Here is a 26,310-nt window from a genome sequence, read left to right on the forward strand (position 1 = left end):
TATGACTACAAACTGTTCGGGAAACAAAACCAGGCTAAAGGCGCTGGCATTAATGTGTTTTCTCTCATTGTCGTTTGCTTTAAACTCTGGCCTGGCACAGGCTGGCTCAGGGCGGGTAAGAGAAGAGAAGCTTGTTAATGTGTTAGACATGCTAAAAAAGAAGTATCACAAAACATTTGTTTATGAAGCTTCAACTATTGATTTAAGTACTACTGTAAGGTTTAATGAAACTGCAACATCGCTTGAAGAAATATTAAAACAATTTTCTGCTATCGGTATAGGGTATGAAATACTTGATAACATCATAGTCTTAAAGAAAATTGCATCCAAAAGTACGGCACCGGTACAAAAAACTATTAAAGGACGCGTGGTAACTTCCACAAATGGTGAGCAGGAAATCCTGGCGGGGGTAATTGTTACCGAAAAGGGAACGAAGAATACCACCGTAACTAACGCTGCCGGGGAGTTTCGTATATCGGTTGGTAGCAATGCCGTGTTGGTTTTTACCATGATTGGCTTCAAACCTAAAGAGGTACCAGCTACCGATAATCTCCTTGTGGTTCTTGAAACAGATGTGATCAGCTTGAATGAGATCGTAGTATCGGATGGCTATCAAAGTATTGATAAAAAATTATATACCGGGGCGGCTGCCACTATAAAGGGCTCTACAGTAAAGCAAGAGGGAATTACAGACATAAGCCGTATGCTTGAGGGACGGGTAGCTGGTTTAAATATTCAGAACGTTTCAGGAACTTTTGGCTCAGCGCCCAAAATCAGGATCAGGGGCGTTACCTCAATTTCGGGTGATAATAAGCCACTATGGGTTATTGATGGTGTGATTTTAGAAGATGTGGTGAATGTAACCAATGATCAGCTTGCCAGTGGTAATGCACTAACATTATTAGGATCATCGGTAGCTGGAATTAATGTGGAAGACATTGAGAGCTTTGACATATTGCAGGATGCCTCGGCAACAGCTTTATACGGCGCAAGGGCTATGAATGGGGTAGTGGTGATAAACACTAAAAAAGGCCGTCAGGGGAAACCATCTGTATCGTACACAGGAAGTTATTCCACTTATCTAAAGCCATCTTACAATAGCCTTAACATAATGAATTCACGCGATCAGATGGCAGTTTATCAAAGCATGCAGGATAAATATTACCTGAAATATGGCCCTGCAAAGAACCAGGCTACCGGGGGAATCTTTACCAAAATGGCCAACCTTATTAGTACGCCAGATGCTAATGGAAATTTTGCTGTAGAAAATACGCCCGAGGGCAGAGCGTCATTTCTGCAGCGTTACGCGGAGGCTAATACTGATTGGTTCGACATTCTGTTTAAGAATTCATTGTTACAAAAACATTCATTTAATGTGCAATCCGGTAATGAAAAGTCAACCAATTACCTCTCTGTTTCATTGACCAATGATGACGGTTGGACAGTAGGCAATAATTTAAAGTTATATACCGCACGGAACCGATCTACCTATCAATTCTCAAAAAAGGTTTCTCTGGATATGATGCTTAACGGTTCTATACGGAAGCAACGGTCTCCCGGTACTGTAAACCGGATAACCAACCTGGTGTTAGGAGCATATTCCCGCGATTTTGATATTAACCCGTATAGCTATGCGCTCAGCACCAGCAGAGCTTTAACAGCTTACGATGAGAATGGCAACCTGGAGTTTTTTACTAAGAATTATGCCCCGTTTAACATCTTGTATGAACTTGATAACAATTATATGAACCTGACCCAGCAGGATGTAAGTGCTCAGGCAGAAATTTCATATAAAATTATCAAAGGGCTTGAATACAGGATACTTGGTTCGGTACGGCATGTTAAAACCACTAATGAGCATATTATTAAAGAAAGTGCAAATGCGGCAGAAGCCTATCGGGCAGACTATAACGGCGCTATAAGAAGTGCCAATAAATATTTGTACCGGGATCCTGATGACCCTGAAGCAGTTGAGCGAACTACTGTATTGCCACAAGGGGGATTTTATGATCGTACAGATGACTATATGATTAATTATTACGGCCGCCAGTTACTTACTTACCGAAAAACTTTTGCCAATAAGCACATCATAGATGTATTGGCAGGGCAGGAGATCAAATATACCGACAGGCAAAATTCATTTAGTAATGGTTATGGCTATCAATATGATAAAGGTGGTATTCCCTTTATTGATTACCGCCTGGTTAAAAAGAACCTGGAATCTAACGATTACTATTATGGAATGAGCATGGATTACGATCGCTATGTGGCACTATTCTCCAAAGCAACCTATTCATATAACGGTAAATATATTATTAATGGTTCGGCAAGGTATGATGGGTCAAATCGTATGGGGGCGTCACGCACAGCTCGCTGGTTACCCACCTGGACAGTTGGTGCAGCATGGAACGCGGACGAAGAGCCATTTATAAAAGGAATACCATCTATTAGCTATTTAAAAATCAGGGCCACTTACGGCTTAACTGCCAGTGTTGGTAATGCCAGAAATTCTACGGTAAGGTTAGGGTATTCCAATACACCGCGACCGTATGCTGATGTTGAGTCGAGCATCTATATTGCGGGTTTAGAAAATTCAGATCTAACGTGGGAAAAGCAGCACGAAATGAACCTGGGGTTTGATATTGGCTTATTCAAAAATAAAGTAAACTTTACATTAGACCTTTATGATCGAAGCTCCTTTGACCTGATCAGTGCCGTACAAACCTCCGGAATTGGGGGCGAAAGCGTTAAAACAGCAAACTATGCCGATCTTAAATCACATGGTATTGCGGCTACATTAACCAATAGTTTTATTCGAAATAAAGATGTAAACTGGTCTGCCACCTTAACATTTGCCTATAATGAAAACCGGATAAAGAATATGCAAGATAAACCCCGGATCATTGATCTGGTACGACCAGAAGGTGGTGCTCAAAACGGTTATCCTGTAAGCGGGTTATATTCAATTGTATTTGCCGGGCTCGATCATGATACAGGCTTGCCATTGGGTATAGGAACTGACGGAAACCCGACATTGAATATTAATCCGCAAAGTCTCACAACAACGTATCTTAAATATGAAGGACCCACAGATCCTACCATTACCGGTGGTTTCTCAAGCAGCATACGTTATAAAGAATTGTCGCTGGCGTTTCTGATCTCCTACCAGGCCGGAAACAGGATAAGACTGGCTAACGCCTTTAGTGGAACCTATAATGATTTCAGCGCAATGCCTAATGAGTTTTTGAACCGTTGGCAAATGCCTGGCGATGAGGCTTATACCAATATACCCGCTATAGTAGACGATCGCACGTATTCTACTGTAAACGGCTATCCTTATTCTTCTTATAATTATACGGATATAAGAACCGTGGATGGTGGCTTTGTAAGGTTAAAAAATGTCTCTGTTGAATATGCACCTGCCAAGTTGGGAAGTCGTATTGGACTGAAAAATTTTGCTGTCGCATTAAATGCAACAAACCTGTGGCTCATTTATGCAGATAAACGATTACATGGCCAGGATCCGGAATTTTACAACTCGGGCGGTGTAGCCTCACCCCTGGCACAACAGTTTACACTCTCTTTAAAAGTTGGTATCTAATATGGGAATAATGAAAAAACTACTTATTTATACAACCAGTACGTTTGTATTATTAAGCACGGGTTGCGAAAAGTACCTTTCAACGATACCCGATCAAAGGGCTTCGCTTACAACTCCCGAATCTGTTTCAGAGCTATTGGTAAATGCGTACCCGCACGCCAATTACATGCCTACCTGCGAGGCTATGTCAGATAATGTATCTGAAAATACAGAAATAGCACCTTCACTTTCTAATCTAACAGCCTACAAATGGGAACCCGTAGAAGCTACAGGCATTGATTGGCAGATTAATTACTGGAATGCATGTTATGAAGCTATTGCGGTCGCTAATCAAGCCCTGGAAACTATTTCGCAGGCAAATGATCCGCAGGCATACGCGGCACAAAAGGGAGAGGCCCTACTCGCACGTGCATATGCACATTTTATGTTGGTGAACCTTTGGTGTAAGCCATATAATAAAACTACATCAGAGAGTGATCCTGGTATACCTTACGTTTTGGAGCCCGAAAAGGTAGTGATGAAACGCTATGAACGTAAAACAGTAGCGTATGTATATGAACATATAGAAAAAGATCTGCTTGAAGGTTTGCCGCTGATAAATGATGCTTCTTACAAAAAGCCTGCGTTCCATTTTAATAAACGTGCGGCTTATGCATTTGCTACCCGCTTTTATTTGTTTAAGCAGGACTATGAAAAAACTATTCAGTATGCAGAGTTCGTGTTTCCCAACAATAGCCGGCTTAGTTATCTGCGTGATTGGGTTGCGTATGCTTCATATACCACTTCTGTAAGAACCAGGTTGTATAATAGCTCATCAGAAAAGACTAACCTCTTATTAGTTGAAGAAATAAGCAGCTGGAGTTTCAATTATGGTTCAACTTACAGGTTTAGTGTTTTGCCTCAAACCATGTATTCTTTAACCCTTAAATCGTATAATAACCTGGTTGGCACAGATCTGGCCTACGTTACGGTAAATAGTAATGGCAGTATATACGTATCAAAGTTTTTTGCCAACTTCATAAGTCCGCTCAATTCTAACTTAGGTAACTATTACCTGTCATTGCCCCTGCTAACAGCAGATGAAGTAGTATTTAATGAAGCAGAAGCGTATGCTATGCAAGATCAATACACCGAAGCCCTTGATCTGTTAAATACTATTCTCAGCAAAAAAATTAAATCATATAACCCGGCTACTCATAATCTTACCCTGCAAAAGGTAAGAAGCCATTATCCGGGTCAGGATGATAGAACGGCTATGGTAAATGCAGTGCTTGAGCTTAAACGAATTGAGTTTATGCATGAGGGGCTTAGGTGGTTTGATATTTTGCGCAAGGGAATAACTGTTGTGCATCCTGTTGCCGATATGAGTATAACCGGCAATTTTAATACCGTTCTGGGGCCTGACGACCCCCGCAGGCAAATTCAGCTGCCTCCTTTAACCGTACTTGCAGGTTTAGAACCCAATCCAAGATAATTATAATTATGAAAAAGATTTATTTATATGCATTAATTGGGACGCTCGCCATAAGCGTATTGAACAGTTGTTCAGATAATAAAGAAGATTTAAGCAAGCCAATTTATGGTTTGGGAGGCGTTAGTGTTCCGCGGACTCATGTTGATTCTCTAATTTATGAAACCTATACCAAGCCGTATAATATTGATGTGAAATATCGTTGGGATGCAGGAGCTATGGGATATACCACGGTACTGGTACCAGCCGATGAGTCAAAAGTATTACCTGTAATGAACATTCTGAAAAAAGGATGGATAGAGCCCTTCTCAGAAGTGGTAGGCGAAGATTTCGTTAAAAGATATATACCCAAGCAATATGTATTGATTGGAAGCTACGCTTACACAAGTAGCGGTAATATTGTATTGGGCTCCGCGGATCAGGGTTTAGTGGTTAATATTTTTGGTGTTAACCAGTTAAACCTGAAAGGCAAAGGAGATATCTCCCAGATATTAGGTACTATTCATCATGAGCTGGCCCACGTATTGCACCAAAATATAATGTATCCTGCAGAATTTGAGCAGGTATGTGCCGGATCGTATAATTCTAACGGATTAAGTGTATCTACCGCAGATGCCCGGAAGCTTGGGTTCGCGGGAGGATACGGTATGACAGCCCCTAATGAAGATTTTGCCACAATGGTTTCAACCATGCTTAGTAATAGCAAAGAAGAGTTTGATGCTATACTGGCTTCAATTCCGGATGATCCGGATGGTACGAATATCGGTCGTGATCGTCTCCGGCAGAAAGAGAATATCATTATATCCTATTTTTTGCAGGCTTGGAACATAGATTTTCGTGAGCTTCAGGCAAAAACCTCGGCAGCAAAAGCCGCACTTACTCAATAATCTTTAACTCATTATGAAAAAGATTCTCTCTTACATTATCCCGATTATATTGTTAGGTCTGGTTTCGTGCCAGAAACATGATATAGACTTAATATTCGGTGAACCTAATCAGCGGATTGAAGATACACTCAACATCCGTAATAAAGCATTGCTGGCATCGCCTTATGGTTGGAAAACTATCTTCTCTCCTAAAGGAGGTGGAACATATTTATTTTATATGCAGTTTCAGGCTGATAATCGTGTATTAATGGTATCAGATCTTAATTCAAATACCACTGTACCAGATACAAGCTCGTATGTCCTAAGAGCTACAGGTCAGCCTTCGCTGATATTTGATACCTATAATTACCTGCATATTCTATCACATCCTTATAATCCCATAAGTGGTGGCACTGGTGGCCAGGGACGACAATCTGACTATGAATTTTATTTTAAGTCTGTTTCTGCAGATAGCATTGTGCTTATAGGGGTTAAGAATCAAAATGTAATGATCCTGAAAAAGGCTACAGAAGAGGAGGCTGATTTTTATAAAAATGGTGGAATATCAAAAACCATATCCGAAGCGACAAGTGCCTTAAACCGTGCCAGATTATATGTAGATGAAAATGGCAGCCAGGTTAGTGTTGACCTAAGCTTTGCGCTTAAAACCTTTAGCTTAACACGTACAGATGCTAATAACAATGAGGTAATATCAAGTTCGGCATTTACGTTTGCTGCCGATGGTCTTGATCTGGTATCACCATTGTTATATAATAATACGCCTTTTAGCAAAGTATACTGGGATAGCACAAATAAGCAATTTTACCTGATGATAAATGGCGCAAAGGTGCCTGTTATTGCTGTTGCTCCACCACCCTTACATACATTACTGGATCAGCCTGAATACAAATATTTGGCTGTGGATCCGCCAACCATGCCCCAGTATGGTAAGTTTAATGATCTGTTACAGGCAGATATACAGGCTACTACAGATGCAGGGCGGACCTATAATCATTTCTATTTTAACTTTCAACCAGGATTATCAAATGGCGCTAATGTAGTGTTTGGCGTTACAACCGCGAGTTCATCCTATTGGATAGAATACAATTATTATAAAATGGAGTATGTTGATGAAGATGTAGGGATAGTACGTTTTACCTTTATTGGGAATAATGGATCGATTCCGGCAACTCTTCGTTATTCTAAAACACTTCGGGCCTATTTTGAAAGCCATACATTTAAAATAGACTACAGCGATGAGCCAAGTCCTACCGGAAAAATAATGGGTGGGATGACCTGTGTTGAAGAACCCGATGTTTCCTTTTATGGAAGATTTGAAGCTGTGTGGAGTAATTGGTAGTGTCAATTTATTCAATCATTCATATTTAAACTTAAACAGATGAAAAAGCCAAAGAAAACAAGTTATGGGAAGCTGTTTTTATCCATAATTGGAATTGTGTCTGTATGCCTGATATGGGCATGTCAGAAACATTTTATTGAAAACACCGAGGTTGATACAGGTGCCTCCACAAAGCCTGGGCCGGCCAGGGTGTTGGATCACAAAACCATGCGCTTCAACCTGATCGAATTTGAAAGTGTAATTCCAAATTTTGCGGATAGCGCCGACAAAGCTCTGGATATTGTAGCCGATGTTTTTTCTTCGCAGGAGTTTAAAGATTCTATTTATAAATATGATTTTCATAGCACGAATGCCTGGAGCTTATATACGCAGCAACACTCTTGCCAGGTCTCAGGTTATGGAAACCGTATTCTTAATAAAATTGATTCGGTAACCGGACGGGTTCTGGGTTCAACCGTTTACGCGGATTTAATGGCAGATAGTGTGGCAGATATACGGCTACACATCTTAGCATCCAGCGGAAGCAGCGGTTACGGTTCAGCAGTGCCTTGTGGGTATATTGTATCGTACGACTGGTTTTTGCAGGGTACTGATGCTGTTTATCAATACGCGTTGAACATATCCCATGAGTTTTGCCATACATTGGGCTATATGCACGATTCTACCCGCCCGGCTGGTGAAATTGATGTGGCATATACCGTTGCCGGTATCGTAAAAAATATTCTTCAGCGCAGAAAGAATGAAGAACTGATCAATGGTCGCTCATTTTTACAATGTTTACGTACAACCGGGTTTAACTATATGTATGTTAAACCTAACCAACTGGCCGGTCTTTCTCCGGCCTTTATGACGGCGTATGATACGGTTGCCAATCAATATACCGCTTCTGGTCAGTCATTAAAATATATCTACTTAAAGTTTGAGCCAGGCAACAAGGTTAAGCTCAACTTTTATGTAATAAACTCATCAGGAGCCTATTATATCCTCAATTTCGAGTATAATATGACAATTAATAATAATGTAGTAACGTTTACATATACTGGCAGCACGAATGCAAATTCGGCTAATGTTACAAAAACCACGGCGCTAAGAAATTACTTTACAGGTACAAGTTTTACTGCTGATTTTATGACGAATGTTTCAGCGCCGGCCAGCTCAATTATTGGCTCTTTTACAGATGTAGCCAACTCTTCCTCGTTTGTTTACGGTGTAATGGCAGATTAAATGAAGATCCTCATTGTTTTTTTCCTTCTTGTTGTTACGTGTTTTGCAGATATCCGGGGTAAAAGCATTTATCATTATGCTCCCGGACTATCTGTAAATACTAAAGATCGTGCTGTTAAACACAAAAAAGTGAAGTTTAAATTGGGCGAATATTCCAGCGAGCTTGATAATTTTCGTGATACGGCAATAAAAGCGCTTCACTTAATGTCTAAAGTTTTTTCTTCAGAGGAGTTCAGAGATTCACTCGATAAGTATGATTTTCCTTGTTCTAATGGCTGGTATAAACCCTGTAAAACACCCGGTAATCAAATTATAAATAAATGCGATTCTACGGATCATCGGGTTCATGGTAATACAGTTTATAAAGATCTGTTAATGGAAAAGGTAGTTACACTTAATCTGGCAATTAAACATCCCAAAGGAAAAACCGGAAGCTATGGCTGGTCTGATGCCTGTATCTATAAAATAAGCTCGTATTCCTGGTGGCTTAAAAATAACCGGCGGCAACCGCTCTCAGAAGAATATGCCATTCATCTGGCACATGAATACTGCCACATAGTAGGTTACTATCACAGTCGTGAACATTCACGATCTAATGATGTGGCTTACCGTGTGGGTGGAATTGTGCGTAATATACTGTGGCGATGGTCGCACTCTAAAGAAAACCCTAATAGTTGATTACGAAAGCAGATCATGAGTATGAATAACCCATGACTGCTTTTTATAACATTAAACATTAAAACTGAATTTAAAGATGAAAAGAACATTACTAATTATCGTTATGCTGTTAATAACAGCCTTTTTAAGAGCTCAGGATGTTGTGATCAATAAACTACATAATGTGAGCAATAGCAATGGCGTAAACGATGCTATTGAACTATTAGTAATAAAAGATAAGATGGATATGCGGAATCTTTATATAAAAGAATATACCGCAAGTAATTATACTGATCATGCCCCATCCAGCCTTTTTCAGTTTAATAATATTGAATTCTGGAGTAGTTTAGCTTCTGGAACTACCATAGAGATTAGGCGAACCGGCGCTGCTTCTACAGATATCGATCCCTCAGATAAAATTTTATCTATCTCATTTGATGACCCGGTATACATAACAAGATTATCCGGAACAACCACCATAAATTTAACTAACAATGATTTAGTTGTATTAACCCGTTCCGGAGATGACGTTAATTATGCTACACAGGCAATCCATGCTTTTGGCGTAGGCATGAGTAATACGGCGCCGCCTGCTGTATTTACAAATATTACATCACCTAAGATTCGTACCTCTTTATTATTGTATGGAAATGGGGGATACGTATACCCGTCTTTACCTAATTTCAATAGCACTAACCCTGGTTTATCTGATTTTAATAGCTCAGATGATGTGTATGTAACGAATGTTAGAGTAGGGGGAGGAACGGGTGTGCCACCAACATTCGGTACCGGCGAGCCTGGCAATAATGCAGGTTTTATTACGTATCTGCGAACCCCACTTACTGTTGAAACGGCACCCTCGGCTATTAATTCTTCTACCGAAGTGGTATTTAAAGCAAAGTTTACAAAAAATGTTACCGGCGTAGATGCCTCCGATTTTGAGGTGTTTGCTACAGGGACGGGCTCAGGAAGTATTTCGGGAGTAACAAAAATTGCTGATAATGAATATGATGTTACGGTCTCATCCATTTCGGGTGCAGGAACCTTGCGCCTTGATAAAAAAGCCAGCACTGGCATTACAGATATATTAAGCGGAATGGCAGATGAAACAGCTTATACTGAAGGTGAGCCGTTTACTATTGGTCAGACATCGCTTCCGGTTACCTTTCTCTCATTTAAAGCAACTGCAGATAAAGCAGGTTATGTTTTGCTGACCTGGAAAACTGCAGCAGAGAGAAATAATGATTATTTTATCCTGGAAAAATCATCAGATGGCTATAATTTCCAGTTTCTCACAAAAGCCAATGGCGCAGGCAGTACAGATAAAGAAAGTGCATATTCTTTTATAGACCGTACACCCTTTGCCGGAACTACCTATTACAGGTTAAGCCAGGTTGATAAAGATGGCCATAAAGAAATACTGGCGATTGCCGAACAGGCAAGTAGTTTCAATACAGGCGATGCCGTTGTAATTTATCCGGTTCCTTCTAATGAGCAGCTTAATATAAAATTTAATGCTCAGGGCGATAATACTGCCAGCATTAAAATTCTGGATCTGAGTGGAAAAGTAGTGTTGAATAATAATTATAAGATCAATAATCAGTTGGTATCGCTTTCGTTGGGACAGCAGTTAAATTCTGGAACTTACCTGGCAGTTATAGAACGCGATAAAAGCATTGTTACCAAAACATTTACAGTTGTTAAATAATAGGCATGTTTAGAAAAATAATCAGATATTTTGTATTACTTGGTTGTTGCGGAACAATCCATGGGCTTTGTGCTCAGACAACAGATTCGCTCATTGTTCAAAAAATAAAGGCCGAAGGCATGCTCCATTCTAAGGTAATGGAGCATGCTTTTTATTTAACTGATGTTAACGGGCCCCGGCTCACTAATTCGCCGGGATTGAAAAAAGCGGAAGAATGGGCCGTTCAAACACTAAAACAATGGGGCCTGAAAAATGTGAATCTTGAACCTTTTGGAGACTATGGATATGGTTGGCAGATCAGGCGTTCATATATTGCCATGACTGCACCATATTATCATGCTCTTATCGGAGTGCCAAGAGCCTGGTCGGGAAGCACTGAAGGGCTTACTCAATCAGATGTAGTATTGATATCACCAGATTCCTCGGAAATAAAGAAATATAAAGATAAACTACGGGATAAAGCCATTATTTTCGATACTAATGATACCTTATCAACAAGTTTTACACCGGATGCATATCGTTTAACAGCTGCTGATATAGCGGCAATGGATACGCCACTGGTTGTACATCATATTACCTCAAAAGGACGAATAACATGGGCGGATAAAAAACGTATCGATGATCTGTTATTTGAAACAGGTGCCAGTATTGTTTTAAGAAAAGCCTGGGGAAAGCATGGAACCGTGTTTACAGGCTGGAGTGCAGATTATGCCGTTGATGCGCATCCTGTTTTACCTGATATGGAAGTTTCCGGAGAGGATTATTTACGGATGGTCAGATTACTTAAAGCCGGTCATAAGGTGACAGTAGAGGCGGACATACAGACCAGTTTAAATAAAGAAACAAGCACCGGGTATAATGTTATAGCAGAAATACCAGGTACAGATCCAAAGCTTAAGCACGAAGTTGTTATGCTGGGAGCGCATATTGATTCATGGCATGGCGCCACAGGTGCTACAGATAATGCAGCCGGCGTAGCTGTAGTTATGGAGGCTATGCGCATTTTGAAAAAGCTTGATATTGCTCCGAAACGTACTATCAGGCTGGCATTGTGGAGCGGGGAAGAAGAAGGTCTTTGGGGCTCTAAAGGATATGTTGCTAACCATTTTGGAGATAAAGATCATCCAAAGCCAGAATATTATTCTATTTCAGCCTACTACAACCTTGATAATGGTGCTGGCAAAATAAGAGGAATATATATGCAGGCGAACCCTGCAGTTAAACCTATTTTTGAGAAATGGCTTGAGCCATTTCATGATCTGGGTGCTGTTACTGTTGCTAACCGTATTGCTATATCAACAGACCATATTCCATTTGATGCTGTAGGTATTCCCGGATTTCAGTTTGTACAGGATAAGCTGGAATACTTTCCTCGCACCCATCATTCAAACCAGGATACGTATGACCGGCTGATAGCAGATGATCTGCGGCAAGCCTCTGTGGTATTGGCAGCGTTTGTATTTAACACGGCTCAATATCCGGTTAAAATACCCCGTAAAAAAATGGAATAGTAGAGAGAGGCAGAGGCCTCATGACAAATTCAGTAATTAAACAATACAACAATTATTGCAATACGCAGCTCACTCCCTATACATAAACCATTTAACCAGTTCCTTATAGCTGGAGCGTTTCCCATACATCAGTATGCCCACGCGGTATATGCGGGAAGCTACCCAAGTGGTGAATACGAAACCGGCTACCAGTAAACCGATGGATAATGTGAGTTGCCAGGCCGGTACACCAAATGGCAGCCGTACCATCATGGCAACCGGCGATGTAAACGGGATGATGCTGAGCCAGAATGACAAGGTACTATCGGGGTTATTCACAATAAAACTGAAAGCCATAATGTAGGTAAACAGCAGCGGCAATGTAATAGGAAGCATAAATTGCTGCGTTTCCGTTTCGCTATCCACAGCGGAGCCTACAGCAGCGAACAAAGCGCTGTAAAGCATAAATCCGCCGAGAAAGTAAACCAGGAACATAGTTAAAATGTATTTAAAGTCAATGGTATCCATTGCTTTAAAAATGGTGGCAACGGGACTTTCACCTGCCGGAGGAATAGCAACCCGGGCGCTTTTTTTATCCTGTTGGGTTAGCTGTACCTGCTCCGGTGCTGCAACGGTCATGGTCTGGCTGGTGATGGTAGAAAGCGTGGTGGACAGTACAATCCACAACATAAACTGGGTAAGTCCGACCAGACCAATACCAATGATTTTCCCCATCATGAGCTGAAATGGCTTTACCGACGAGATGACCACTTCGATAATGCGACTGGTTTTCTCCTCAATTACGCCACGCATCACCTGTGCGCCATAAATAAATAAGGCCAGGTAAATCAGTATCGCGGCAGCAAAACTTACACCATACGCGGCCCCGGCGCTACTGTCTTTTTCACCTTCCGCCGTCAGCTCTTTCGATTCTATGCTTAGGTTCGGATTAATTTGGTTCAGCATTTCGGGGTCGATGCCGGCATCTTTTAATTGCTTAGTACGCAGGATATCGTTCATCTGATCTTCAATGGCGCTGATAGTGAGCATACCGGCCTTTTTCCGGGAATACAGCTCGATATTACCGCCTTGTTCAATGTTTTTGGGAATAATGAGCAGAAATCCGCCATTCTCTTTAGCGGCCAGCTGTTTTTCCTGCGCAAGCGGTAAGGCGGCTGTTTGGAATTCAACGCTTTTGGTATTTTTGAATTTTCCCGCGAAAATGCCGCTTTCATCCAGCACCCGGATGCTGGTTTGTTTATCACCTCCACGGATGGATAGTGCAATAATGAGCGCATACATGCCTATAATAAGCGCAGGAACCAGGAAAGTCATTACCAGGAATGATTTTTTTCGCACCCGGCTCAGGTATTCACGTTTAATAATCAGCAGAACTTTGCGCATGGTTTATAAAGTCAAAAGTTGAACATAGTGAAATCCCGACTATTCGGGATTAAAATTCAAAAACATTAATTGGGGCCTATGTTATTAGTCTCCGCTTGCGGATCCAGGTTTTTTACTTTCCGGATGAAAATATCGTTAATAGTTGGAATAACTTCGTGGAGCTCATGAATAGTAACCCGTGGTATAAAGTAAGAAAGCAACTGGTTGGGAGTGACTCCCTCATTCAGCTTAACGGTTATTTTGCCTCCGTTATCATCAACCTGCTGTGATTTTACTTCAAAAAGCGGCGTATCGGTTACATCGTTGAGCACTCCGGAATATTCCAGGCTGAACGTTTGACTGCGGTATGAATCGCGTATCGCTTTAAGCGGCCCGTCCAGTATTTTCCGCGATTGGTTGATCAGCGCAATGTGGTCGCAAAGTTGTTCAACCGATTCCATACGATGCGTGGAAAAAATAATGGTAGCGCCCTGTCGGTTAAGCTCCAGGATTTCGTCTTTAATGAGTGCCGCATTAACCGGGTCAAATCCCGAAAAGGGCTCATCCAGGATAATTAATTCAGGCTGATGTACAACGGTTGCAATAAACTGGATCTTTTGCTGCATCCCTTTGCTCAGGTCTTCCACTTTTTTCTTCCACCAGCTTTCAACTCCTAATCGCTCAAACCAGTACCTTACCCGTTTTACAGCCTCATGGCGCGACAGGCCTTTAAGCTGAGCCAGGTAGAGTATCTGTTCGCCAATCTCCATTTTTTTGTACAGACCGCGTTCTTCGGGCAGATAACCTATCCGGTTAATGTGCGAAGCGTTCAGCTTTTCATTGTTAAAATAAATCTCGCCCGAATCGGGAGCGGTGATCTGGTTAATGATGCGGATCAAGGATGTTTTTCCGGCCCCGTTAGGCCCCAGCAAGCCAAAAATACTGCCTTTACTGATTTCAAGACTGACATCATCCAGCGCCGTATGATTGGCATATTGCTTTACGATATGACGGATACTGAGCATATTTATCCCTTTATTTACTTGGATAGGTAACAGCGCCCTAAGTTACAAAGTATAACAGGCAAAAAGGTAGATGATTAAAACTAAACAGAATTACAACGGCACTTTCCGGTTAGGCCGGAAGGTAAATAATGCTTTATCAATGGTTTTTGGAGTGTATGGGTAAAACTCGTAAGCTTTTTTAAGGGTCCGGCCTGTAGCTTTATAATTTTTTAGTATTTGGTATGCCCGTGGATTTTTATCTTTCGTTTTACTTAGGGCAAGCTGATTTAACATTTGAGCCTGAGATTCGCTTATAACATTAATCATTGTAATTTTTCGAATCAGAAAGTCTTTTTCAGATATCCATATCGTAGCTTTTCCTCCGTTTGACACTCCTGAAAGCTTGTAGCAAGCTAATCCGTTTAATGCCTCTGTGGTTACAGCGACAGAATCTAATGATTGGTAAATATTTTTTGTGCTTGTAAAAGGCTCCTTTAAGAGTAATAGAGGAATCATTCTGGAGGATAAATGAGAAACCCCGGCAGCAGCGTTGAGAGGTTCGGTTATTTTAGTGTGAGATTTGATTTTATTAGTAACTCCCCACCAGGATTTAATATCATTCCCTGTACGATTAATAACATACAATGAATTTGATTTTCCGGGCGCATAAAACTCGAAGTTAAAGTTGCCCGTGTTGGAATAGGCCGTTTTAAAATAGATCACTGATTTGTTGGGAAATTTAGAATCACTATGGTCAGAGATTACTTTCCCCGAATCAAGATAGAATTTAAGATTCTTATATGCCTCCTCAGATTTGCTAATGATTTCTGAAGCACTTAATTGTGCAGGATGGTTAGTTTTTGTTTGAGCAAAAGCGGTAAATGTTATCAGCATTGCTATAATTAAACTGCTGTGTTTCATGTAACTAATATAGTATAAATTGAAAGTAAATGTCAATTATATCAAACTCCTTATATTTAGCGGTACAATATCAAATTGAAGAACTATGAAAATTCCGGATGGACATCAGGCAATTATGCCTTACCTGATTGTAGAGAATGCAGAAAAATTGATTGATTTTGCACAGCAGGTATTTAATGCGAATTTAAATTCAAAACATTTAAGAGACAATGGTAAAACCATTATGCATGCCGAACTGCAAATTAGCGGCAGTACAGTGATGCTTGCCGAAGCTACGGAGCAATGGAAAGAACATACGGCTACGCTGTTTATCTACGTGGATAATGCGGACGAGACGTTTAATAAAGCTATTGAGGCTGGCGCTGAGGTGATACTGGAACTCCGGAATCAGGAATATGGCAGAAGCGGTGGTGTTGCAGATCCATGCGGAAATATCTGGTGGATAACTTCCATACAATAGCCATTGTTTGAATTTAACCAGTTATGAGAAGGAAACCTGAAAGACAGCTGGGACTGGATTATCAGTAAAGGTGTAAACATCATCCAAACCGACCGGCCCCATGAACTGCTCGAATATCTCCGGAAACGCCAGCTACATCGCTAATCGTTATTCTGCTTTACTCAACCAGCGCCTTGATCCGTTGTAAGTCTACTTGTGCTGCCGGGTTAAATTGCCCGCCTGCCATATAATTTTTCAGGCTGTAAAGCAGTTGCCGGGCTTCGGGACGGTTTTCCGCATCCGTTAGCAGATCGATACCCGATACCAGGAGCTTGCCTTTGCCTATCCTGCATTCAAAGATTAAGCCCAGGGGTTTGGCGGTAAACCAATCGTCTATCACGCGGACAATAGGTTGCAGATCAGGTGAAACTTCGTCGAGCTTTATAGTGCTGGCGTGGGTAACGGCATCCCACCATTGCCAGTTGCTGTGATATTGAGTCGGGAAATTGCGGAGTGCCGGATGTTTTGGATTACATAAAATTCCGAGTGTAGTAGGTCCCTGTCCGCGTGTCCAGGCCGTATTCCAGAAGATACTGGAGAACCCAAGTTTCACATTGCCGCCTTTATCCGGTTTAACCGAGCCTTTTTTAAGCGTGAGCAGCACATTGCCGCCCCGGTTTAGTGTTGCAATGGCTTTGTCATCCAGTTGCTGGGTAATCAGGATATTGCCTTTGGTTTCGGGAAGGGCCGATGGATACACGAAAATATCCCAGCTGTTTTCATATTTACCTACAGAAACGGTAACCAATAGCTGTGTCGCCTGTTTAATGGCGCTAAGCGATTGCCTGATTTCGCCAAGCGGAATAGTATTGCCTAAGGGTATATCTGTTTTGGGCAATTTGCCTTCAGATAATACTTTTCCCGACGCGTCTTTTATGGTCCATGTGGGAACAACATCCTTTAATGACATTACCCCAAAATGGGCGATTTCTACCGGAACAGCCAGTTCTTCATTGTTTTGATAAATCATTTTCGGGAACAAGGCCAGCGGTACAGTCGAATTGCAGAAACGGCTGTATTCAGCTCCGGTAACATAGCCTTTATCATCCCAAAACGGATCAAGAACACCCACTAACGCGGTTCCCTGTCCGGGGAAATCATGCAAATCAAGCAACTGAAAACCGCCGAAGCCCGGTGTGCGCAAAGCAGCCTCAATGTCTGCTTTATAACATAAAACCTGTAATTTGCCCGATGCCAGCAGGAAGCTGTCTGCCAGGCTGGCCATGCCGTGCTCATTCAGCTTGTCGCGGAAAATCTCAAAGTTTTTCGCTTTCAATACGCCGTCATACCTGGTAATTTCTTTAAAGTTGGGATACACGCACCATTGACCAATTTCATGACTAACGGTAGGATGTTGCCATTTTGAAATAATATTACGCCAGTCGTAATCGCTGCGGGGTGGCTGAGCATTAATAATGCTTTTCAGCTCCTCGCCCCAGCGTTGTATGCGGGGATTGGGTGTGCTGTTATAGTTGCTTTCCGGAACTATCGGCCAGCCGGCTCCCGTAGTGTACAACCTTCTGGAGTCTTTCTTCTCCCAAAAGGTGACAAAATCTGTCAGATATTTTTTATGGTTTTTGCCCGCGGGCTCGTTGCCATAAGCCATCATGCAAAACGAAGGGTGATTGCCATACGTTTTAACTACCCGTTCACTTTCATCATAAATATATTGATCCAATGGTTTTCCATCGCCAATAGTAGCGCCCTGGTTTGCCCACGAGCTGTTTTCTATCTGCAGGTAAAAACCGGAGCGGTCTGCGGCTTCAAAAGCAGCTTCGGGCGGCGTCCATGAATGGAAACGCATGTGGTTCAATCCGTACGAGCGGCAAATTCTGAAAATACGCATCCAGGAATCCACATCAGTTGGCGGATAGCCCGTTTTAGGAAAAATAGCGCATTCTAACGTGCCCCGCAAAAAAGTAAGATTTCCGTTAATGGTAAATTGCGTTCCCCGGGTTGAAAACTCACGCATACCGAACGTTGTTGCACGTGTTTCATTGCCCTGTTTGCTGTTTAACTCCACCTGCAGCGTATACAGGTTGGGATGAAATTCATCCCATAATAATGGCTGCTTACCCATCGGGTAAACCAGTTCAGTCTCCAGGCCGTTTTCGCCGATGTTAACCGGTTGGTTTACTGCCTGTAGTTTTTCAGCCTTAGCATCAGACGACAGGGCCAATAGCCGGAGGTTTGCCGTAGTGGCCCGGTGTGTGAGATTATTGATTTTTAGTTTCACCCGAACCTGTTTGTTCCTGATATCCGGGTACACCTGAATATCATCCACGTATAAAGCAGGACGAGCGGTAATGAACAGTTTACCGATCATGCCGTTCCAGTTACTTTGCGTATGGTCTGAAATGCTGTGCGAGTTTTGCCCTACGTTAATATCTTTAACACGGTTGTCAACCCGTATGGTTAGCCGGTGGGTACCTGGGCTCAGGGTTTCCGGTAAGCTGAAAATATGCGGCGTACCGAGGCTGTTTCGCATGCCAACCGGTTTATTATCTATCCACACGCTGGTTTCCCAATGACTGCGTTCAATAAACAATTCTATGTATTTACCTTTCCAGTCGGCCGGAATAGTTACTGTTTTCTGGTACCAGGCCGCTCCCTTATAATATTTTACCGGTTGCAGCCAGAACGGAACTTTAATGTTACCGGGCTGACGGTATTTGGCATATTCCGGTTTATAAAACCAGGACGAATCGACAATTCCACCCGTCCACGGTGTATGTAATGTAATGTCATTGCCCTTTCCGTTGGTGGTCATTGAGCCCGGAAGCTGTATGTTATCCGGTAATGTTTTGCTGAACCACTGCTCAGAAACACCCTTATCCAGCGAATCGATTTGAAATGACCACTTTCCCGAAAGGTCTATCTGGTTTCCGGCAGGCCGGTTTTTGGTAAGCTGGGCATAAGCGGTATGTAACAATAAAACAATGAGCGCTGTTAACAGGATACGGCTTTTCATACTATAAGGACAATAATTGGTTTACAAACTTGATTGCCTCAAAAGTGTGGCATAATATTCATTTTTTGAATGAACATTTTTACGAAAAAGATGCACAATATGAGAATGGGTTGTTAAAAGTTAGGATAGACGATTTACATCACTATGAGTAAATTAAAACATTACCTGAAAAAGGGACTCCAACTCTTTGTCTGTAATAGTACTTTTTTCTGATTTATCGTAAATAGAAGCTAAAAAAACGGTAGTAGCTGTAACTTTTACATAGGTGATTACTCGTGCACCTCTGATTTTCCTTTCCCTTTGGATGCAATAGCCACGCGGATTTTATAAAACCCATTACCGAGGGCTTTACCTTGTTTCCGGGCTATGAGAAAGGCTTTTTGCGAGCTCCCCTAACTCTTTTTTTAGAGATGGATATTTTCTGACCAGTCTTTTGGCTTGTTTATCAAAAAGTGGGATAGAGGAGATATTATAATTCATCCAGCAACGCTTGTATTGGCCGGGCCTTTAGTTTACCCTGTTCAATTAATTTGAGTTCCCTGATAGCTTCCTTAAGTTCTTGTAATAACTGATCTTTCTCAATTGGTACCTCTGCCTCAAGATCCCCGAGAACCTTATATTGCCTTTTCAACTCCTTCCATTCATTGATAGGGATATAAACACCTGTAGCTTTACCTTTACTATCCTGTATGATTTGTAATTTCATATTAATGCCGGCTTACTTAGCTGATAAAGCAAATTTAATCAAAAAGCCTCATAGTTGTAAACTATAATATGAATGCCCCCGGTTTTAAAATCACCGCATCTTATAAACATTTCTGTATTTAGCCGGCGACATGCCCATGACCTTCTTAAACATCCGCGAAAAATAATACGGATCGTCAAAACCAACGCGGCTGCATATTTCCTTAATATTCATATCCGTAAAATACAGGTACTGGCACGATTGACGGATTTTAAGCTGGTTGAAATAATGAATAGGAGAGAAGCCCGTTTTCTTCTTAAACAGGTCGGAATAATGCGAAACCGAATAATTAAGCCGGGCCGCCAGCTCGCCGATAGTATAACAGCGGTCCATGTTTTTCTTCATGAACTCAATCGACTGGCTTATCTGGTTAACCGCATAGTATGAAGGGTACATCTCTTCATGATAAATAAAAGACGATAAAAACTGCAGCAGCTTTATATTGGCCAGTTCCATATTCCGTGTGCTGAAGCTGCTTTCAAGCGCAGAAAATATCAGGTTGAACAGCACAATACGCTGCTCATCGTACGGTACGGCATATACTGCAGGGCCAACCTCCCGGGTGTATCGCGAATAAAGAACATCGGCCAGATCGCCGGTAAAATGTACCCAGTAAATGCTCCAGGGCTCGGCAACGTCACTGTTATAATGGTGAGCCACATTTTTAGGAATAATAAACCAGGTATTGGGTGTCAGCGTATAACGTTGTTTTGAAACCTCAACCTCGCCCTTTCCCTCAATACAATATAAAAGAATGTATTGCGGACTTCCCGATTTACGCTCACGATCATGTAAACTGGCTTTCGGGTAATACCCAATGGCGGTAAGATACAGACCCTGGGTAAGTGGGTTTCTAACCACATGCTTTTTAATATCCGGCGGCAGCACAATCATCTGCTGCCCTACAAAACCTTCCTTTATTTTTTTGCGTTCGGTTGTAATATTGTCCATCAGGATATAAAAATAAAAAATCCTTTGAATACATAGAGGCTAAAATCAGCATAAATATTTGTTTTGTTACTAATTTGTATCGTAAAAAAATCTATTATAGATAATTGTAAAGCAATGGCCGTGGTTTCAATGCCGGTGTAGTCCCGTCATCCGCTATAGCCCTCATTGCATTCGGGGCTGCCGCTGCTACCGGGTTTATGTTTCAGGGCCGGTGCCTGCTTTAAAGTAATTTTTATCCCTCTGTATTGTTTTTGTCTTAAATCCACAAAATGTTTCAGAAATAGAAGCAAATTGGTAGTTTTACGGCCAAATAAAAAAAGCAATGAACATTCACGAATATCAAGGTAAAGCCATTCTAAAAAGTTACGGCGTACGCGTTCAGGAGGGCATTGTTGCCGATACGCCTGAACAGGCAGTAGAAGCCGCAAAAAAAATGAAAGAAGAGTTTAATTCCGACTGGGTTGTGGTGAAAGCACAGATCCATGCCGGCGGCCGCGGAAAAGGCGGTGGTGTTAAACTGGCAAAAAACCTGGGTGAAGTGAAAGAGAAAGCAAGCCAGATACTTGGCATGCAGCTGATAACGCCGCAAACCGGCCCTGAAGGTAAAAAAGTAAATAAAGTGCTTATTGCCCAGGACGTGTATTATCCCGGCGAAAGCGAAACCAAAGAGTTCTACATGAGCGTGCTGTTAGACCGTGCAAGAGGTCGCAATATTGTAATGTACTCTACCGAGGGCGGTATGGACATTGAAGAAGTAGCGGCACATACACCGCACCTCATATTTAAAGAAGAGATCGATCCCAAAGTTGGCCTGCGCCCTTTCCAGGCAAATAAAATAGCCTTTAACTTAGGTTTAAGCGGTCCGGCGCTCAAAGAAATGACCAAGTTCGTTGCCGCTTTATACAAAGCTTACGAAGGTACAGACTCGTCGATGTTTGAAATTAACCCTGTTTTAAAAACATCCGACAATAAAATACTGGCAGTCGATGCCAAGGTAAACCTGGATGATAACGGTTTATTCCGTCACCCGGATTATGCCGCCTTACGCGATACTTCCGAAGAAGACCCTACCGAAGTAGAAGCCAGCGAATCAAACCTGAACTACGTAAAGCTCGACGGAAACGTAGGCTGTATGGTTAATGGTGCAGGTCTGGCCATGGCAACAATGGATATCATCAAACTTGCCGGTGGTGAGCCCGCTAACTTCCTGGATGTAGGAGGTACAGCCAACGCACAAACCGTAAAAGCCGCGTTTAATATCATCCTTAAAGACCCGAACGTAAAAGCAATCCTCATTAACATTTTTGGCGGTATTGTACGTTGCGACAGGGTGGCGCAGGGCGTTATTGACGCGTATAAAGAAATCGGCAATATTCCTGTTCCTATCATTGTACGTTTACAAGGTACCAATGCCGAAGAAGCTAAAAAACTGATAGATGAATCAGGCTTACAGGTATATTCAGCCATTCTGCTTAAAGAAGCCGCCGACCTGGTATCTAAAGTATTAAAATAGATCGGTTTTCTTTTGATAAAAAGGGCCTTCTGAAAAGAGGGCCTTTTTTATTTAGAAACCTGTTTAATTTTTACCAATAAAATTTTTTATTGCTCTATGGCCGTGGACGGTGTGTTACCAGCACTGGATAAGCGCTTGTCCCCCGGACAACAAACGTTCTGTAAGAAAATTAAGAGGTATCGTTAAAATTAGCAGAGACCGGGTTCATTTTTGCAGTGCCGTTGTTTGCGTTAGGGATTGCAGTGAAAATCCTTTTGCGAGGTACGAGCAAAAGATTGAAACGGAAAGCCCGACCCGCAGGGGAACGCCCAAATGCTTATAAGTTCAAAGTGAAAAGTTGAAAGTAAAAAGTTGAGCACAGCGAAATTCCGACTATTCGGGATTGAGTCTTGTGCCTGCGGAAGTCCCTTTCCGGGTAATTCGGGATGAAGTATTAGACGGTTAAAGTAACCTAAAATAAATTAACGAAGCGGATGACACCAATTAGTTAATATAATCCCGGTCTTCGTCGCTTAATGTTGGTTTAGGAGGGTTTTGAACAGCAGTTTCATCTTCCTCATCGTAATGTTTTACAATCTGTACTTTCTTGCGTGGACGTACCGCCAGTGCGCCTACAATAAATCCTAAGGCAAACATTACGCCTAATATGGCCAGCTTGGGGATATTGGCTTCGCCGAAAATCCAGAACTGTACCTCGTCGGTGTTTTTCATTAAAATAATGGTCACCAACACACTCACTACGATGATGAAAATGCTTTTTGCGCTCATGGTAAATTAAAAACTATAGGTTACATTGGCCTCTAATATCGGGTTTTGGTGCGATTTATCATTAACGAAAATTAATTTTCCGCCCACATCAAAGTTGGGCAGGTAAAACCGGAGCAGGTTCATGTCGGCAGAGAGCTGCAATCCGTAGGTTTTAGGGGCAAAGGCATTACCATAGCCAATGTTCTCGAAATCGGCGAATAAGCTGCCTTTAAACCGCTTGATATAAGCCAGCGGACCTAATTCCCAGTCGGGATAAAAAAGCGGGAAACTGTAGGCGGTGAGCAGCGTGTTTTTCAAATTAACCGTGGGCATACTGAGGTTGGAGTAGCCACTCACTTTGGGAATATCCACCGTCCCGATAAAATCGCCGGCCGCGTCCTGGTAATTGAACGATGCCCTGAACGAATGGTTCAAGGCGAAGCCCGGGAAATAAAATGTGGATTTTAATACCAGTATATTTCCGTCAAGGTTTTTCTCAAAAGGTACATCCTGGTAAGACAGCAGCAGGTTTTGCCCCCATCTGGGCGCCAGCTGGCGGGGGCTTCGTGAGCTATTCCGGCTGAAATACACTTCGTAAAGCATCGGAAAATCAAGGTGCGATACCAGGTTGCTCATATTGGAATTGTACCGTGAAACATAGCTGGTGCTGATTCGCGTACCGGTGCTGTACGTATAATTTAAGCGATTGAAGGTAAAGGGAATTTCGGCTTTGGCTTCCCACACGTTTTCACGCCATGAAACCGGCTGATAGCCCGTCATGGTTTTCTGGTAATACAGCCGGGCCTGGTTTTGATAGTTAAGGCTTAAAACGGGATAAAAACGGCTGTAGGTTATACCGCCGAAATATTCGCTCTTTCTCAGGGCATTGTTAAACCGGTAGCCCGCGTAAAAGCTCATGGTGTTCAGCTTATTGTCTGATTGGAGCTGTAAGCCGTAATTGTAATCGTCGTAAAATTCGTTCTCTTCAATTACCGGGTAAACGCTGTGAAAGTAAAAGAGATGTTCCAGTTCCCGGTAGGGTTTTGAGGCGTAATGCCGGTTGCTGATGCTGTCGAAAACGCTGGAATTACCTTCCTGCCGGGTTATGGGAGCAATATAATGGATGGACGTATTTTTTACCTGTTGTATGGGTATTGCTGTTCGGGGCATGGTTAGCGATGTGATTTCATTGCCGTTAAACTGGTAATTGTTAAACAGCATGCGGTGCGATGATTCATCGTACGAAGGGTTATAAGCGCCGAATTTAACAGATGTGATTTGTTCGGTTTGCCGGGTTTGTGTGTTAAGCCGGTATAAATTATCGATACCGTTAAAGTGGGCCTTGAACACTACCTGGTTTTCGCTGGTGTAAACCGGGTTGGCAATCAGCTGCGGCTGATACGGCAGAAGCCGGGTAAATTGCCCGGTTGTTATGTTCAGTTCAAGCAGTGTTGTTCCCTGCTGACTTACACCGGTTACAATAATTTTATCTGCACGGGGATTATAACGTGGTTTTTGTAACATGATATTGTCCGGCGAAGCAAACTCCCGGATGGTTTTACCGTTTGTCGCGTCAAGCTCCAGGAGCGAAATCTGGTTGGTGTATGAAATCTGTACGGCGATGATTTTAGTGCCATCGGGAGAAAGGGCAGGAGCAAAGAGGCGGGTTTTATGGGTAAGTTGCCTGTAATTCCCGGTGGATAGCTCATAAACGTTGATGACATTGAATGAGCGTTTTTGATAGCGTTTGTCATACCTGAACTCATCCCAGGTGATTTTGCCAGCCGCGTAATTGAAAGAAGGGTCTTCCTGTAAACCGATTTTGAGCACCGTTTTTTCGTTTCCGGAGGAATCTATCCGGACAATTTTAGGAACGGATGTTTTCCCGGTTTTCAAGGCCAGGATTTCGGTAGGTGAGATGGCTGCGGGATACAAATAATCTGCCGGACCTTTATTGTTTTGATGCGGTAATAACGGGTAATCTTTTGCCCCCGCATCGGCCAGTTGTTTGCTCCATTTTGTGCGTAATTCTGCAACGGTAGAATCGTGCAGTTTGCGGGTACTTAAACCGGTGAATTTCTTTAAGGAATTGCTAAGATTATACGGTCTCACCGGGTTATGCGAAATACGTGTCAGCAGGCTATCCATGATGCCACTTCCATAATCGCGGCGAAGTTTCGAGGTCATGTAAAATCCCATCTGGTAATAGCCGGGTGTGATGTTCTTTACCGAACCCATGATGTCTTTTGAATAGCTGAATGTGGAATGACTTAGTGTATTTGTCCTTAATGTAACATCCCATTCCGGCAGCCTGCCCCGGCCTGCCGGAGATAAGGCGGTTTCTATGGTAACGGCATCGCCTTCATAAAACCAGGGCGGAAGGGTGATGCCGAAAATTGCCAGGGCCAATTCTTCGAATACCGGCTGTCGAAGATAGCCTGTCAATTTGTCAAACTGGACTACATGTCGCAGCTCATGTACCGCCAGACTATTTAACCAATCCTGGTAATCAAAATCCTGGGGTGGGGTAGAAAAGAACTCGACCCGGCGTGGGGCCAACTGCACAAAACCGTTAGAGGAGGTGCCCTGGTTTTGCAGGATAACAGTGATTTTACGAGGCTTGATTTTATACGAAAAACTTACACGACTGATGATGGAGCTTAACGTGTTTGCCATTCGCTGCGCTTCGTTTTCAAAGCCGGAAGGGTAGAGCACCTGGAAATTTTCGGTGCTAATTTGCCGCCATTTTAGTGATGGAGGGTTCTGTGCAGCATCAAAAATCTGAGCAAAAATCAATTGTGCATTTACAGTTGATATAAGTGCTATTAAAAAACTGATTTTTAGAATCTTGTTGTATATTTTTTGTTCTCTGTAAAGCATTTGCTAAAAATGTTGGTATTTTGAATTGCCGGATTTTTATTTTATTTAAATATATGTGTCAATTAAATTTTGTAAAAAATTGGCTTTAAGTTTTTTATGTTAAAATATTATTGACCGAAATGTTTATATAATATGGTGAAAATACGTAAAAAATATGATATAATTCAGTATGGCGAAGATTTCTGCGTTGTGATTTTTTACTAATTATACCGGCATCACTTTTAATCTGACTATGGCTCTTAGGAAGCCTGAAAAAAGTTGATGAAAATTCTAAGGGCTGTATATAGAATTCGGCGCTCCGCTCCTGCTGACTCAGGAT

At 42.1% G+C, this 26,310-nt stretch carries 19 protein-coding genes; 11 read left to right on the forward strand and 8 right to left on the reverse strand.

The features are described 5' to 3' along the window. Position 1: 1 nt before the first annotated feature. From FW774_RS14265 to FW774_RS14300, 8 genes are all read left to right on the forward strand, one after another. Entirely contained in the window at positions 2 to 3,601 is a 3,600-nt protein-coding gene (locus FW774_RS14265; protein WP_149348879.1) for a SusC/RagA family TonB-linked outer membrane protein, read from the forward strand. A 10-nt stretch (positions 3,602 to 3,611) separates the two neighbouring features. Continuing rightward, positions 3,612 to 5,075 (forward strand): RagB/SusD family nutrient uptake outer membrane protein, encoded by a 1,464-nt coding sequence (locus FW774_RS14270; protein WP_187774908.1) that lies wholly within the window; start codon positions 3,612 to 3,614, stop codon positions 5,073 to 5,075. An 8-nt stretch (positions 5,076 to 5,083) separates the two neighbouring features. After that, entirely contained in the window at positions 5,084 to 5,959 is an 876-nt protein-coding gene (locus tag FW774_RS14275; protein WP_149348881.1) for a substrate import-associated zinc metallohydrolase lipoprotein, read from the forward strand. A gap of 13 nt (positions 5,960 to 5,972) precedes the next feature. Further along, on the forward strand, positions 5,973 to 7,298 hold the full coding sequence (locus tag FW774_RS14280; RefSeq protein ID WP_149348882.1) for a DUF4302 domain-containing protein: 1,326 nt from the start codon (positions 5,973 to 5,975) through the stop codon (positions 7,296 to 7,298). Between the two features lie 39 nt (positions 7,299 to 7,337). Continuing rightward, positions 7,338 to 8,522, forward strand: a complete 1,185-nt coding sequence (locus FW774_RS14285) for a hypothetical protein (RefSeq protein WP_149348883.1) — start codon at positions 7,338 to 7,340, stop codon at positions 8,520 to 8,522. Then, positions 8,523 to 9,200, forward strand: a complete 678-nt coding sequence (locus tag FW774_RS14290; protein ID WP_149348884.1) for a hypothetical protein — start codon at positions 8,523 to 8,525, stop codon at positions 9,198 to 9,200. Positions 9,201 to 9,276: 76 nt separating this feature from the next. Next, positions 9,277 to 10,887: a T9SS type A sorting domain-containing protein gene (locus FW774_RS14295; protein WP_149348885.1), complete on the forward strand. Its 1,611-nt coding sequence runs from the start codon at positions 9,277 to 9,279 to the stop codon at positions 10,885 to 10,887. A gap of 5 nt (positions 10,888 to 10,892) precedes the next feature. Continuing rightward, a complete protein-coding gene (locus FW774_RS14300; protein WP_149348886.1) occupies positions 10,893 to 12,398 on the forward strand; it encodes a M20/M25/M40 family metallo-hydrolase in 1,506 nt (501 codons plus the stop codon). Between the two features lie 69 nt (positions 12,399 to 12,467). Here the strand turns inward: FW774_RS14300 and FW774_RS14305 are convergent, their stop codons facing one another. From FW774_RS14305 to FW774_RS14315, 3 genes are all read right to left on the reverse strand, one after another. After that, entirely contained in the window at positions 12,468 to 13,781 is a 1,314-nt protein-coding gene (locus FW774_RS14305; protein WP_149348887.1) for an ABC transporter permease, read from the reverse strand. A 65-nt stretch (positions 13,782 to 13,846) separates the two neighbouring features. Further along, entirely contained in the window at positions 13,847 to 14,785 is a 939-nt protein-coding gene (locus tag FW774_RS14310; protein WP_149348888.1) for an ABC transporter ATP-binding protein, read from the reverse strand. Between the two features lie 90 nt (positions 14,786 to 14,875). Further along, on the reverse strand, positions 14,876 to 15,685 hold the full coding sequence (locus tag FW774_RS14315; protein ID WP_149348889.1) for a hypothetical protein: 810 nt from the start codon (positions 15,683 to 15,685) through the stop codon (positions 14,876 to 14,878). Positions 15,686 to 15,770: 85 nt separating this feature from the next. Between FW774_RS14315 and FW774_RS14320 the strand changes: the two genes are divergently transcribed. Continuing rightward, the gene (locus FW774_RS14320; protein WP_149348890.1) at positions 15,771 to 16,145 is read left to right on the forward strand and encodes a VOC family protein; all 375 of its coding nucleotides are present in this window, start codon (positions 15,771 to 15,773) and stop codon (positions 16,143 to 16,145) included. A gap of 36 nt (positions 16,146 to 16,181) precedes the next feature. Beyond that, positions 16,182 to 16,289, forward strand: a complete 108-nt coding sequence (locus tag FW774_RS14325; RefSeq protein ID WP_149349052.1) for a hypothetical protein — start codon at positions 16,182 to 16,184, stop codon at positions 16,287 to 16,289. Positions 16,290 to 16,302: 13 nt separating this feature from the next. Here the strand turns inward: FW774_RS14325 and FW774_RS14330 are convergent, their stop codons facing one another. The 3 genes from FW774_RS14330 to FW774_RS14345 form a co-directional block, all read right to left on the reverse strand. Further along, complete coding sequence (locus FW774_RS14330) at positions 16,303 to 19,155, reverse strand: sugar-binding domain-containing protein (RefSeq protein WP_149348891.1); 2,853 nt, start codon at positions 19,153 to 19,155, stop codon at positions 16,303 to 16,305. A 469-nt stretch (positions 19,156 to 19,624) separates the two neighbouring features. Continuing rightward, complete coding sequence (locus FW774_RS14340) at positions 19,625 to 19,861, reverse strand: hypothetical protein (protein WP_149348892.1); 237 nt, start codon at positions 19,859 to 19,861, stop codon at positions 19,625 to 19,627. Positions 19,862 to 19,951: 90 nt separating this feature from the next. Then, positions 19,952 to 20,851, reverse strand: a complete 900-nt coding sequence (locus FW774_RS14345) for an AraC family transcriptional regulator (RefSeq protein WP_149348893.1) — start codon at positions 20,849 to 20,851, stop codon at positions 19,952 to 19,954. Positions 20,852 to 21,173: 322 nt separating this feature from the next. Here FW774_RS14345 and sucC point away from each other — a divergent pair, with 322 nt between their 5' ends. Next, entirely contained in the window at positions 21,174 to 22,364 is a 1,191-nt protein-coding gene (gene sucC / locus FW774_RS14350) for an ADP-forming succinate--CoA ligase subunit beta (protein WP_149348894.1), read from the forward strand. A gap of 483 nt (positions 22,365 to 22,847) precedes the next feature. Here sucC and FW774_RS14355 read toward each other — a convergent pair whose 3' ends face one another. Together FW774_RS14355 and FW774_RS14360 are read right to left on the reverse strand one after the other, a co-directional pair. Further along, on the reverse strand, positions 22,848 to 23,132 hold the full coding sequence (locus tag FW774_RS14355; protein ID WP_149348895.1) for a hypothetical protein: 285 nt from the start codon (positions 23,130 to 23,132) through the stop codon (positions 22,848 to 22,850). A 6-nt stretch (positions 23,133 to 23,138) separates the two neighbouring features. Beyond that, positions 23,139 to 25,991: a TolB family protein gene (locus FW774_RS14360; RefSeq protein ID WP_149348896.1), complete on the reverse strand. Its 2,853-nt coding sequence runs from the start codon at positions 25,989 to 25,991 to the stop codon at positions 23,139 to 23,141. Positions 25,992 to 26,310: the final 319 nt, after the last annotated feature.

Origin of the sequence: Pedobacter sp. BS3, assembly GCF_008274585.1 — a bacterium.
In the GTDB taxonomy this organism is placed as follows: domain Bacteria; phylum Bacteroidota; class Bacteroidia; order Sphingobacteriales; family Sphingobacteriaceae; genus Hufsiella_A.